This is a genomic window from Clostridium sp., assembly GCF_026168755.1.
Classification (GTDB): Bacteria; Bacillota; Clostridia; order Clostridiales; family Clostridiaceae; genus Clostridium.
The window spans coordinates 1-14135 of sequence record NZ_JAPFDR010000004.1; the positions used below are offsets into that span (position 1 = coordinate 1).

Below are 14135 nucleotides of genomic sequence, written 5' to 3' on the forward strand. Positions count from 1 at the left end.
ATTAATTTTATTTTGCTATTTTTCATTTATTAACCTCTAATTACAATTTACTAATTTACCACAAAAAATAGCCGAAAGCTAGATTTCATCTAACTTTCAGCCATTGAAAATTTTATACTTTCCTATACATTAAAAAAAGAATATAGGTTACCCCATATCCTTTATTATTACTCATTTAAATCTACATAATCACCTTTTGCAGAAAAAATTATCCACTCACAAATATTTGTTACGTGATCTCCAACTCTTTCAAGATATTTAGAAGCAAATAATATTTGAGCTCCCTTGTTGATTATAGTCTCATCCTTTGCCATCTTTTTTAACATATCGTTAAATAATCCACGATATATTATATCAACTTGATCATCCATTTTACATATCTCATAAGCCGCATCTACATCTCCTGCAACAAATGCTTCAATAGACTTATTAATCATTTTTCTTAATATATCTACCATTTGCCAAATAGGATCACATTCTTCACCTAAAACATCTGACTCAACTCTTTTAGCAATCTTGCATATGTCAACTGCATAATCAGCCATTCTTTCTAAATCTGTTACTATTTTAGAAGTTGTAAATACTTTTCTTAAATCTGTAGCAACTGGTGATTCCATAGCCATAAATTTTAAACACTGTTCTTCGATTTTTCTATTTAACTCATCAACTTTATCATCATTTTCCATAACTTGCTTTACAAGTTTCATATCTTTATTTTTAAAAGCTTCTATACTATTATATATTTGCTTTTCAACTAAACTCCCCATTTCAGCAAGTTCAGATGTTAGTAACTTCATTCTCTTGTCTAAAAGATTTCTTGTCATATTCTCACTCCCTATCACAAATTAAATTTTAGCCAAATCTTCCTGTTATATAATCCTCTGTTCTTTTATCCTTAGGTCTATAGAAAATATCTTCCGTTTTACCATATTCTATAACTTCTCCTGATAAGAAGAATGCAGTTTTATCAGCAATTCTTCCAGCTTGTTGCATGTTATGAGTAACAATTACAACTGTGTATTGCTTCTTTAATTGATCCATAAGCTCTTCCATTTTATTAGTTGAAATTGGATCTAGTGCTGATGTAGGTTCATCCATTAAAATTATTTCTGGTGATACAGCTATAGTTCTAGCTATACATAATCTTTGTTGTTGTCCTCCTGAAAGCCCTAAAGCAGATTTTTTTAATCTATCTTTAACTTCATCAAAAAGGGCAGCTCCTCTTAAGCTTTTTTCAACAATTTCATCTAAAGTTTTTTTATCTTTTATTCCATGTATTCTAGGACCATAAGCTATGTTATCATAAATTGACATAGGAAATGGATTTGGTTTTTGGAATACCATACCAACTTTTTTTCTAAGGTCTATTTCATCATAGTCCTTATATATATCTTTCCCATCAATTAAAATTTCACCATTAATTTTAACACCTTCAATTAAATCATTCATTCTATTTAACGTTCTTAAAAATGTAGATTTCCCACATCCTGAAGGCCCTATTAATGCTGTAACTTTCTTTGATTCTATATCTAAATTAATATTCTTTAACGCTTTATTATCACCATAAAATAATTCTAAGTTTCTAACTTGAATTTCTGGCTTTACTACATTTGACATATTTACACCTCAAAATCTTATGATTTTCTTTAATCTACAGTATGTAACTTGTTAAAATTAAAAAGTCACAAATTTAATCTATTATTTTAATACTATTCTAATATTTCATTTAATATTATTATAATTACTAATAATTTGCTTTATTAAATTTCTTACTAATAAATTTTGCTAATAGATTTAATAATAAAATAATTACAATTAAAACTATTCCAGCAGCTGCTGCAGAAGTAATATCACCTTTTTCCTTAGTTTCAAGGAATGCATGAACAGTTAATGTTCTACCACTTGACATTATACTTGTTGGTATTTTATATACTGTACCTGCTGTTAAGAATAATGCTGCTGACTCTCCAATTACACGTCCCATAGAAAGTATTACACCTGAAAGTATCCCTGGTATAGCACTTGGAAGTATTACCTTATATAAAGTTTGGAATCTTGTTGCTCCAAGCCCAAGTGATGCCTCTCTATATGATGGGGGAACTACTTTTAATGCTTCTTCTGTAGTACGAATTATTACAGGTAAAATAATTATTGAAAGAGTTAATGATCCTGCTAAAAGTGAATAACCAAACTTTAATGCAGTTACAAAAAATGCTGCTCCGAATAATCCATAAACTATTGATGGTATTCCAGCCAATGCTTCTGTTGAATATCTAATTACTCTAACAAGTTTGCCTTGCTTTGCATACTCTTGTAAGTAAACAGCTGAAAGCACTCCTATTGGTGTTGCTATAAGTAATGATAGTCCTACAGTATATAATGTAGAAATAATAAATGGCTTTATCCCACCACCACCAGATGGCTTATATTCTCCAAATAAATAATTTAAATTTATTAATTTATAACCTTTTATAAATATGAATCCTATTATAAATACTAAAATTCCAACCGTTATTACTGCTGATAAATATAATAATATCTTTAATATATTTTCTTTAAATTTTCTCATTTTTATTTACCTTCCTTGCTAGAAAGTTTTGAAATCACTAAGTTTAATATTAAGATAAATGCAAATAGTACAACCCCTGTTGCAAATAACAATTCTTGATGTGATTGTGTTGCATATCCCATTTCTAAAGCTATGTTACTTGTAAGAGGTCTTACTTTATCAAAAATAGATGTAGGTATTTGAACTGAATTACCTCCAACTAAGATTATAGCCATTGTTTCTCCAATTGCTCTACCACAACCTAATACTATTGCTGCAAGTATACCTGACTTTGCTGCAGGTACTACAACCTTAAAAGTTGTTTCTATATGTGATGCTCCAAGACCTAATGAAGCTTCTTTATAACTTTTTGGAACAGCCTTTATTGCAGTAGTAGAAACTGAAATAATTGTTGGAAGCATCATAACTGCTAATACAATAATTACTGCTAACAAGCTTTGTCCTTGTGGTAAATTAAAAGTATTTTGTATCCATGGAACAATTACTGCCAGACCAAATAGCCCATATAATACAGATGGTATTCCTGCTAAAAGCTCAACTGCTGGAATTATAATTTTAGATACTCCTTTTGGCGCTACTTCTGCAATAAATATAGAAGTTAGTAATCCTATAGGTACTCCTATTATTAAAGCTCCTATAGTACCACAAGTAGATGCTATTATCATTGGTAATATTCCATATTTCGGATCTTGAGATGTTGGATACCACTCCGTTCCAAAAATAAACTGCGTAAATGATTTTCCTTCTGCAAAAAACGGTTTTAACCCCTTATAAAATACAAAACCTATTATTAATACTAAACTTACTACTGCAATAAGTGCACATATTAAAAATATTATTTTTGTAACTTTGTCTATAATATATTTACTTTTATTTTTCTTATTTTCCTCTACCATTTTAGTCCTCCTAATGGTAATAAAACACTTTGATTTATTTATATAGTAAAGATGCCCCAACACCTGAAGCATCTCTAAAGTTGTTTTAAACTTACTCTATAGTTATTAATTTATTTTCTCCTACTATTTGTTGACCTTCAGCACTTAATACAAAGTCAATTAATTTTTGCCCCTCTTCTGTTAAGCTATCTTCTTTAGTTACTAATATAAATGGTCTTGAAATTTTATAGCTACCCGCTTTAACATTGTCAGCTGTTGGTTCTACATCATCAATATTTAAAGCAGCTACAGTATCGTCAATATATTCAAAAGAAGCAAATCCTATTGCATTTTTATTTCCAGCAACTGTAGTTTTAACAGCTCCACTACCATCTGAAATTGTAGCATCCTTTACTAATTCTTCTGATTCATAACCAACTATTTCTTGGAATGCATCTCTTGTTCCTGAACCCTCTTCTCTTGAAACTACAACTATTGGTGAATCATCTCCGCCAAGTTCTTTCCAGTTAGTAATTTCTCCTGTATATATTTTTTTAACATCTTCTAAAGATATATTCTTTACTGGATTTTCTGTATTTACTAATAAAGCAATACCATCATATGCCACTATTGACCCTTGTACAGAAGTCTTTTCATCATCTTTTAATTCTCTTGAAGACATTCCTACCTCTGAAATTCCAGAAATAACATCTTTTATTCCAGCTCCTGAACCATTTTGTTGTATTTCTAATGTTACATTACTATTTTCTGACTCATATTTTTCTTGAATTTTTTCCATTAATGGACCTACTGAAGTTGACCCTGAAATTGAAATTGTTGTTGCATCTTTGTTAGAAGCTGTATTATTATCACTAGATCCATTTGATCCACATCCTACAAATGTTGCACCAACCATAGTTACTAATAATGCGCCTACTATTAACTTCAATTTTTTACTTCTCATTTTTATTCCTCCAATTTCATAAATGAATTTTTATTCATATACCTTACACAAATAATATTATCCCTCCAAAGTTAAAATAATATTACTTGAATGTTAAGTAATGTTATGTAATTGTTAAAAAAATGTTAAATATGTATATTTTTTTGTCATTTTAAACATAATATCGTAAAAAAATAAGATAAAAATACATTAAATATTCTTACCTTATTTTTATTTACAATTTTCTTATATTTTATTTTTAAATTTATTGTTTATTTTTATTCTTACAGTAAATATACTGCCAACTCCTAATTTAGATTGAACTGTAATATCACCACTAAACAATTTAACAATATGTTTAACAATCGCAAGTCCAAGACCTGTTCCTCTTGTTGATCTTGATTTATCTACTCTATAAAATCTTTCAAATATCCTTGGTATATCACTTCCAGGAATTCCTATACCATCATCACTTACTTTAAAAATGAAATATCCATTATTAAAAGTTATAAGAATTTTAACATTCCCATTTTCATTAGAATATTTTATAGCATTTTCTATCAAATTTAATGCTAATTGATGGAATTTGTCCTTACTTCCAACAATCTCATCACTAAACTCATTTATAAATTCTATCTTAACCTGTTTTTTTTCTGCTTGCTTTCTCATTATATCAATTATATTTTCTATAACTTCTTTAGGCCTAAAATTATCATTCTCCATTTTATGAAGGTTTTCAATATTAGAAAGTATTAAAATATCATTAATTAAATTAGTTAATCTCTCAGCTTCTTTATCAATAATATTTAAAAACTTACTCTTTGTTTCAGAGTCGTCAACATATCTTAAAGTTTCAGAAAACCCTTTAATTGATGTTAGTGGTGTTTTAAGCTCATGTGAAACATTAGCAACAAACTCACTTCTCATATTCTCAAGACGTTTAATATCCGTAATGTCTTGAATCGCTATTACTACACCTATTTGACTTTTTGCTCCACTTATAATAGGAGCCTTCTTCACTCTTATTTCTCTTTCTATAGGATGGAATAATTTTATCTCTTTCGTATTTATATCAGGTAATTCCCTTATAAAACTAATAAGATCATAATCAATAACACAAGATGATATCTTTTTCCCAATTACATCTCCCTGTAAATCAAATATTTTTTTTGAATATGGATTGCTTAATATAATTTTCTCATTATTGTCTAATGCTATTACTCCACTTTCCATACTTTCAAGTATAGCCTCAAGCTTATTTTGTTTATCTAATGAATCATTTATTTTAGTTTCTAATTGGTCTGCCATATTGTTAAATGTTTGTGCCAATAAACCAATTTCATCATAATTTCCAATTATTGCTCTTTTATTCAAATTACCATTAGCAATTTTAGCTGTTACCTTTTCAAGCTCTTTAATAGGATATACAATTATTTTAACTAGTTTTACTGCTAATGCTAATGACAATAAAAATACTACTATTACAATAGCAATATAATACTTTAAGGTTCCTAAGGTAAATATCTTTATATTATTAACAGGAACTGAACTTCTAACAACTATATCCTCATTTATCTTAGTTGCATAATATACCATATCAACAGATAATGTTTTACTAAATCTAACACTACTTCCTATCCCATTATTGAATGCTTCTATAATTTCTTGTCTATCTTTATGATTATCTAAATTTGATCTCTCATTATCAAATATTACATCTCCATCTCTATTTACTACTGTGAATCTAACAGAATTCCCTTTAAATTTATATATAGCCAAATCCTCATTAGTATAATCACCCTTTGAAAGGCTTTCATTATATATAGATAATACTTCCTTTGCATCATTTATAGTATTTATATTCACTAATACAATAAAGGAGCTTGTCACTATAATTAATGCAAATATAACTGTAATTACTACTGATGCTATAATACGTTTTTTCATAGAACACTAATTAGGGTTAAATCTATACCCTACTCCTCTTATAGTTTCAATTAGCTTAGGATTTTTATCGTCTAACTCTATTTTCTTTCTTAAATACCTTATATGAACATCTACAGTTCTTGTTTCACCTATATATTCATATCCCCATATTTTATCTAACAAAGTATCTCTAGTTAAAATTTTTCCCTTATTTCTAATTAATATTTCAAGTAGTTCAAACTCCTTAAGTGTTAAATCCAACTTTTTATCATTAACAAGAATCTCTCTCTTATCAAAATCAGCAGTTAAATTTCCAAAAACTAAAATATTATTTTCTGGTTCTGAAATAGAAAATCTTCTTAATACAGCCTTTACTCTTGCAAGTAGCTCTCTTACTGAAAAAGGCTTAGTAATATAATCATCTGCTCCAAGTTCTAAACCTAATATCTTATCAAGCTCTTCACTTTTTGCTGTAAGCATTATTATTGGAGTATTTCTAACTTCACTATTACTCCTAATATCTTTACAAACATCATACCCATCTTTTCCTGGTATCATTAAATCTAATAAAATTAAGTTTGGCTTTTCTTCAACTGCAAGTTTTACAGCATCATTTCCATTATTCGCTATAATTACTTTGTATCCATTACTAGTTAAATTATAACTTATGAGTTCTGCAATATTTTCCTCATCATCTACTACTAATATTTTTTCATTTGCCATTCCTATCACCCCAACAATTTATTTAATATATGAAAATGAAAATAATCTTCCATATGTTCCATTACTTGCTCTATAAGAAAATAGTTTATTTTCCTTTTCACAATGAGTACATAAATTGAAGGAATAAATATTCTCATCTTTAATACCAATAATCTTTAAATCTTCTTCTATACATAACTCCATACTTAAATTTCTATCATTAAAAAGTTTTTCACTAGTTACGTTAAATTTAGAAATGAACTTTTCCTTTAATTCTTCTGAAACTTCATAACAACATTGTCTGATATGGGGCCCTATATATGCTTTTATATTATTCACATCACAATTAAAATCCTTAATCATCTTTTCTACTGCATTTTTGCTTATATGATTAAAAGTTCCCTTCCATCCACTATGTATAGCTGCTATAACTTCTTTACTTTCATCAACAAGTATTACAGGAACACAATCAGCGGTAAAAGCTCCAATAATTACTGATTTCTCATTAGTAACTATTGCATCACCTTCATTTTCAATAAAGTTTTTTTCACTAGTATTATAAACTAAAACTTTATCACTATGTATTTGTCTTATATATTGAACTTCATCAACTCTGAAGTCATCTTTAAGTGATAATAAATTATTCACCCCCTCCTCAGTATGTCTGTTAAAGCTTCTGTCCATTTTAGCATTAGAAAATACAATATTAATATTTTCACTTTCTAATATCCAAAAATCTTTAAACTCTTTAAAATCATTTATACTTAACTTTTTCATACTTCACCTCTAAATTTTCCTACTATATTTTATCATTTAATATTAACTTTTACCTTTATTATGTATATTTTTTAACATGATTTTAACTTTATCAATATATTTAATCAATAATAATTATAACATAAAAAGGACTACCTTTTAGGTAGTCTAATTAATTTTTATTTGTCATTAACCCTTTGATTTCATCTAAAAAAGTATTAATATCTTTAAACTCTCTATATACAGATGCAAATCTTACATATGAAACTTCATCTATAGCCTTTAATCTATCCATAACCATTTCACCAATAACTCTAGATTCAATTTCTGTAAGCATATTATTTGAAATACTCTTTTCAATATCCTCTGCTAATTCTTCTATTTGCTTTCTAGAAATAGGTCTCTTTTGGCAAGCAATAATAAGCCCATTTACAATCTTTTCTCTGTTAAAATTTTCTCTTGTTGAATCTCTTTTTACTACTAAAATTGGAATATCCTCAATTTTTTCATATGTAGTATATCTTCTTCCACAGTTAGTACACTCTCTTCTTCTTCTAATTGTTGTATTATCATCTGTAGATCTTGAATCTACAACCTTACTTTCATCAAAAAAACAAAAAGGACACTTCAAACAAACCACGCCTTTCTCATATAGTTATATTTGTATTATACAATCTTTTTTCATTTTATTCTATATTTTATTTTCATCTGTATTTAATTGTATACCTGAAGCATCAACAATTAACACATCAACTCCTATTTTAACAACTTTGTCCCAGGGTATTTCTATATCATCATCTTTTGAAAACCATCCCTTAGAAGTAGACGGTAAGAATAATGAAACTACTTTATTAGTAGATAAATCAACTTTATAATCTCTAACATACCCTAATTTACTCCCTGTTGATACATCTATAACTTCCATACTTCTTATAGCATTTACTGAATATAATATTAAATCATCTTCCATAACTATCCCCACCCCTTAAATATGTATTTAAATCATTTACCATAATTATATATATGATGATATAAGGTATTTTATTAAAATAATTTTAAGAAAAAAAGGACCCTTAGGGTCCTATACATATTTCTTCATGTGTTTCAATGCCGTTTTTTCCAATCTTGAAACTTGAGCCTGAGATATGCCAATTTCATCTGCAACTTCCATTTGTGTTCTTCCATTAAAAAATCTTAAGGTTAAAATTAACTTTTCTCTATCATTTAATTTTTTCATCGCTTCTTTTATAGATATATTCTCTAACCAACTATCATCACTATTTTTAGAATCACTTATTTGATCCATTACATAAATAGCGTCACCTCCATCATGATATATTGGTTCAAATAAAGAAACTGGATCTTGAATTGCATCTAAAGCAAAAACTACTTCCTCTCTTGGTATATTTAACTCTTTAGCAATTTGAGAAACTGTAGGTTCTTTGTTATTATCCTTAATAAGTTTATCACGTACAAGTAAAGCTTTATATGCAATATCTCTTAAAGATCTACTTACCCTAATAGAGTTATTATCTCTTAAATATCTTCTTATCTCACCTATTATCATAGGTACTGCATAAGTAGAAAACTTAACATTTTGTGATAAATCAAAATTATCAATAGATTTCATTAATCCAATACAACCTACTTGAAATAAATCATCTACATTTTCCCCTCTATTATTAAACCTTTGAATCACACTTAAAACTAACCTTAAATTTCCCTTAATAAAGGTCTCCCTCGCTTGTGTATCTCCACTTCTCATCTTTAATAAAAGCTCTCTTTTTTCCTTTTCCTTTAGTACTGGTAATTTTGAAGTATTTACTCCACAAATCTCAACTTTGTTAATAATCAAAGTTAATCACTCCTTCAGAAGTAATAACATACTGCATTTAAAATTATTTCCGTTAGAGGATTCTTTTATACTAAAGACAACCTAAATCATTTTATTTATTTCTTTTTTTAATCTACTTATTATTTTCTTTTCCAATCTAGAAATGTATGATTGAGATATACCAAGAATATCAGCAACTTCTTTTTGTGTCTTTTCACTATATCCAGAAAGCCCAAATCTTAATCTCACTATTTCCTTTTCCCTTTCGTTCAAATTCCTTAGAGCTAAAAATAATAATTGCTTATCTACTTCATCTTCAATCAAATTATATACAGTATCATTTTCAGTACCTAAAATATCAGATAAAAGTAACTCATTTCCATCCCAATCTATATTTAATGGCTCATAAAAGGATACCTCTGCTTTTACTTTACTATTCCTTCTTAAATACATTAATATTTCATTTTCAATGCATCTTGATGCATAAGTAGCTAATTTAATTTTCTTTTCAGGATTAAAAGTATTTACAGCCTTAATTAATCCTATAGTTCCTACAGAAATTAAATCTTCAACACCTACACCTGTATTTTCAAACTTTCTTGCTATATATACAACAAGTCTCAAGTTTCTTTCTATAAGTGTATTTCTAACACACTCTCCACCAGTACTTAATTTATCAACTAAATCTTCCTCTTCATCCTTCTTCAATGGTGGTGGCAAAGCATCATTCCCGCCTATATAATCTACCCTTTTCATAAAAATATTAAACTTTGACAAAAATTTATTAATAAATAAAACTAACTTTCCCATATTTCCTATACCTCCTATACTATACCTCTTGATAATAAAGCTTGAAATTCATCTTCCTTACTTAACTTTCTTTCACATCCACATACTATAGCTTCTACCTTTCTCCAACTATTTGACTCTTCATTTCTAATCATTATATTTTGTCCTTTAAACCCTCTTACTTCACCTACTTCATTAATAGTGTCATACTTTATAATAAACTTTTTATCATCAGCTATTTCAAATTGATTAAAATAAGTATTTTCAACTATTATACAAGGTAAATTAGTTGCTGGTTCCCTCAACTCATTCCCAGTATCTAAAAATCCTTTTACTAGTACTGTTCTTGTTCCTTCCGTAATATATATATCATATAAAAAGTTTTTTACCATTGCCCTATCTTTAAGTAAATCTACAATTCGATTTATAAATATAAAAGTAATAGCCCCAGACAAAACTATAAATTTTGCTGAATTATTTTTAATAACAAACTCTTGTCCAATTAAATACTTATTTTGCATTTGTACTGCGCTAAAACATATACCACTTAACATGAATGATAGAATAAAAAATATTACAACTGATTTGAAAATAAACTTTAAATTTCTTTTTTTTATAGAAATATATATCATAATTGTTGGAACTAACAACTTTATTACTACAGAACTAAAAATCTTTACATTACAAAAAATAACTAACCCATATATTCCACCTAATAAAGCCGCTAAATATACATTTCTTCTTTTATAATCCATCCTCAATAGCTTAAAAGTAAGTAGCAATAAGAATAAATTGATTATTATATTTTCTAATAAATATATATCAATATAAACTTCCATATACTCCCCCCTCAATATATAAATTATACCGTTATATGTATATTTTTTTTGTCACATTGAAGGAGTTTAAAACAATTTTTAAACCAACTTTTTTTACATTTTACTTCCTGTTTTTTAATTATAAATTTTAATATGATTTTTATTTCTTTTTTTATGTCTTTTTATATATTTTAATAACAAAAAAAATAGATAGATGATGTAATTCCTATTTACATCATCTATCTATTTTTATTAATAAAATTTTATTACTTTCTTGATCTTAAGAAACTTGGAATATTTACACTTTCTCTATCTAAATCTAATAAAGGATCAGTATGAGATGTTGTAGGTTCTTCCTCTCTCTTTACAGTTTCAACTACTTTAGGTTCAATTCTAGGTTCACTAGCACTTGACACAATCTTAGCATTATCTTCTTCAAAGCCTGTTGCAATTACAGTTAATCTAATTTCATCATTTAAGCTTTCATCAATAACTGCTCCGAATATTATATTAGCGTCTACATCAGCTGCTTCTCTAACAATTTCAGCTGCTTCATAAACTTCTATAGCACCTAAATCTACACCACCTGTAAAGTTAATTATAACTCCTGTTGCACCATCAATAGAAGTTTCTAATAATGGAGATGATATTGCCTGCCTAACTGCATCTTGTGCTTTATTATCACCTTTCCCATAACCAACTCCCATATGAGCTAATCCTTTATCCTTCATTACTGTTTCAATATCAGCAAAGTCAGCATTAACTACCCCTGGTATTGTAATAAGGTCAGATATCGCTTGTACACCTTGTCTTAAAACACCATCAGCTAATTTGAAAGAATCTAATAATGTTGTTTTCTTATCTGCCATAGCTAAAAGTTTTTCATTTGGAATTATAACTAATGTATCAACATGTTGTTTTAAGTTTTCTAATCCCATTTCAGCATGTCTCATTCTTCTCTTTCCTTCAAATGGGAAAGGCTTAGTAACTACACCTACTGTTAAGATATTCATAGACTTAGCAATTTCAGCAACTACTGGAGCAGCACCTGTACCAGTTCCACCACCCATACCAGCAGTTATAAATACCATATTAGCACCTTTTATCGCTTCTGCTATTTCTTCTCTACTTTCTTCTGCTGCCTTCTTACCAATTTCAGGATTAGCTCCAGCACCAAGTCCCTTAGTAAGCTTTTCACCTATTTGAATCTTAGTGTTTGCTTGTGAAAGCAATAATGCTTGTTTATCTGTATTTACAACAATAAACTCAACATTCTTTAACCCTTCAATTATCATTCTGTTAACGGCATTACCACCGCCACCACCACAGCCTATTACTTTTATATTAGTTAATTCTTGCATATCTAATTCAAAATCTAACAAAATAACTCCTCCTTAAAACTCTCTCTATTAGTAATTTAAATACTTTCATAAAATTAACTTCACTAATTCATTTTACAACTATAACTTAAAATAAAAAATTATTTAGTAATTTAATTTTACATCATTAAATATATGTTAACAATAGCAAATTGCTAATTGGTGAAGAATTTTGTAATGATTTCTTCACTTTTGTAAAAAATAAGTATCTAAATTTGCCAGTTTATCCTAGTTAGTTTAAAATTAAACTTCTCTTGTTAAAATATAATTTTATATTATTAAGACAATATTATATTTTAATGCTTCCATAAATATAATTCAACGTATTTTTAAAATTCCCTCTATTTTTTAACATATTTTTAAAATTTTATAATATAAAGGAGCGTAAAAATTTACACTCCTATACTTTTTATAAAATTATCATTCTTTTTAAAGTTTCTCTATCAATAGCATATGTCATTGCCGTTTCCATAGAAATAACGCCTTTTTTATATAACTCAGAAATTGCCATATCCATAGTTTTCATCCCGTATTTATTACCAGTCTGAACTGCTGATTCAATTTGTTGTGTCTTTCCTTCTCTAATAAGGCTTTGAATTCCCGGAGTTATAACCATTACTTCAAGAGCTGCTATTCTTCCATCTCCTTGTATATTAGTCAATAATTGTTGTGATATAACAGCTTGTAATACCGATGCTAGTTGAATCTTTATTTGTTGTTGATGATGCTCCGGAAATACATCTATTATTCTATCAATTGTCTTTGTTGCGCCAATAGTATGCAATGTTGATAAAACCAAATGTCCTGTTTCAGCTGCTGTAATAGCTGTAGAAATTGTTTCTAAATCTCTCATTTCTCCAACTAAAATAACATCTGGATCTTCTCTTAAAATTGCTTTTAATGCATTTTTATAACTTTTACTATCTTTTCCGATTTCTCTTTGATTTATTATGCACTTTTTATGTCTGTGTAAATATTCTATTGGATCTTCTAACGTTATTATATGAGCTTGTCTTGTACTATTAATTTCATTTATCATAGCTGCTAAGGTAGTACTTTTGCCACTACCTGTTGGCCCTGTCACTAATACAAGTCCCCTCTTATTTTTGACTATTTCTTTAAGAACTGTTGGATGCCCAATCTCATCTAATTTAGGTATTTTAAGTGCAATAACTCTTATAGCTATAGCATCACTATTTCTTTGTTTAAAAATATTAACTCTAAATCTACCTATTCCTTGAACCGAATAAGATGTATCAAATTCACCAATTTTTAAATATTCATCATATTTTTCACATAAAATTTCCTTAGAAAACTCCTCCATATCATATGGTAATAATTTATCTACCCCAATCTGAATAAGCTTTCCATTACTTCTTACAGTGGGTGGCAAACCAACTGTTAAATGTAAGTCTGATGCATTCATTTCTATAGTTTTACTTAATAGTTCTTTTAATAAATACATTTTTTCTCCCTTTTATACCTCATCTATAGCTATATCTCCATTATATTTTATTAAAATATATAAAAAACTTCAATGTTTA

Annotated in this window: 15 protein-coding genes; all 15 read right to left on the minus strand. The window is 27.9% G+C overall.

Going from position 1 to position 14135, the window contains the following annotated elements; translation table 11 throughout:
* Window positions 1-167: 167 nt before the first annotated feature.
* Window positions 168-824, minus strand: a complete 657-nt coding sequence (gene phoU / locus Q0Y03_RS02645; RefSeq protein WP_297712289.1) for a phosphate signaling complex protein PhoU — start codon at window positions 822-824, stop codon at window positions 168-170.
* A 28-nt stretch (window positions 825-852) separates the two neighbouring features.
* Window positions 853-1617 carry a phosphate ABC transporter ATP-binding protein PstB gene (pstB, locus tag Q0Y03_RS02650; RefSeq protein WP_297712290.1) on the minus strand — a complete coding sequence of 255 codons (765 nt, stop codon included), beginning with the start codon at window positions 1615-1617 and terminating at the stop codon, window positions 853-855.
* A gap of 127 nt (window positions 1618-1744) precedes the next feature.
* Entirely contained in the window at window positions 1745-2569 is an 825-nt protein-coding gene (pstA, locus tag Q0Y03_RS02655) for a phosphate ABC transporter permease PstA (protein ID WP_297712291.1), read from the minus strand.
* 2 nt (window positions 2570-2571) lie between these two features.
* Window positions 2572-3465: a phosphate ABC transporter permease subunit PstC gene (gene pstC, locus Q0Y03_RS02660; RefSeq protein WP_297712292.1), complete on the minus strand. Its 894-nt coding sequence runs from the start codon at window positions 3463-3465 to the stop codon at window positions 2572-2574.
* Window positions 3466-3556: 91 nt separating this feature from the next.
* The gene (locus tag Q0Y03_RS02665) at window positions 3557-4408 is read right to left on the minus strand and encodes a phosphate ABC transporter substrate-binding protein (protein WP_297712293.1); all 852 of its coding nucleotides are present in this window, start codon (window positions 4406-4408) and stop codon (window positions 3557-3559) included.
* Window positions 4409-4633: 225 nt separating this feature from the next.
* Window positions 4634-6334, minus strand: a complete 1701-nt coding sequence (locus tag Q0Y03_RS02670; protein WP_297712294.1) for an ATP-binding protein — start codon at window positions 6332-6334, stop codon at window positions 4634-4636.
* Window positions 6335-6340: 6 nt separating this feature from the next.
* A complete protein-coding gene (locus Q0Y03_RS02675) occupies window positions 6341-7036 on the minus strand; it encodes a response regulator transcription factor (protein ID WP_297712295.1) in 696 nt (231 codons plus the stop codon).
* A gap of 18 nt (window positions 7037-7054) precedes the next feature.
* Window positions 7055-7792 carry a peptidoglycan editing factor PgeF gene (gene pgeF, locus Q0Y03_RS02680; protein ID WP_297712296.1) on the minus strand — a complete coding sequence of 246 codons (738 nt, stop codon included), beginning with the start codon at window positions 7790-7792 and terminating at the stop codon, window positions 7055-7057.
* 151 nt (window positions 7793-7943) lie between these two features.
* Window positions 7944-8402, minus strand: a complete 459-nt coding sequence (nrdR, locus tag Q0Y03_RS02685; protein ID WP_297712297.1) for a transcriptional regulator NrdR — start codon at window positions 8400-8402, stop codon at window positions 7944-7946.
* 60 nt (window positions 8403-8462) lie between these two features.
* Window positions 8463-8741, minus strand: a complete 279-nt coding sequence (locus Q0Y03_RS02690) for a YlmC/YmxH family sporulation protein (protein ID WP_297712298.1) — start codon at window positions 8739-8741, stop codon at window positions 8463-8465.
* 111 nt (window positions 8742-8852) lie between these two features.
* The gene (gene sigG / locus Q0Y03_RS02695; RefSeq protein ID WP_133014246.1) at window positions 8853-9626 is read right to left on the minus strand and encodes an RNA polymerase sporulation sigma factor SigG; all 774 of its coding nucleotides are present in this window, start codon (window positions 9624-9626) and stop codon (window positions 8853-8855) included.
* Between the two features lie 81 nt (window positions 9627-9707).
* On the minus strand, window positions 9708-10415 hold the full coding sequence (sigE, locus tag Q0Y03_RS02700) for an RNA polymerase sporulation sigma factor SigE (protein ID WP_297712299.1): 708 nt from the start codon (window positions 10413-10415) through the stop codon (window positions 9708-9710).
* A gap of 14 nt (window positions 10416-10429) precedes the next feature.
* Window positions 10430-11233 (minus strand): sigma-E processing peptidase SpoIIGA, encoded by an 804-nt coding sequence (locus Q0Y03_RS02705; RefSeq protein ID WP_297712300.1) that lies wholly within the window; start codon window positions 11231-11233, stop codon window positions 10430-10432.
* Window positions 11234-11478: 245 nt separating this feature from the next.
* The gene (gene ftsZ / locus Q0Y03_RS02710) at window positions 11479-12594 is read right to left on the minus strand and encodes a cell division protein FtsZ (RefSeq protein ID WP_297712301.1); all 1116 of its coding nucleotides are present in this window, start codon (window positions 12592-12594) and stop codon (window positions 11479-11481) included.
* A 406-nt stretch (window positions 12595-13000) separates the two neighbouring features.
* A complete protein-coding gene (locus Q0Y03_RS02715) occupies window positions 13001-14056 on the minus strand; it encodes a type IV pilus twitching motility protein PilT (RefSeq protein ID WP_297712302.1) in 1056 nt (351 codons plus the stop codon).
* Window positions 14057-14135 lie beyond the last annotated feature (79 nt).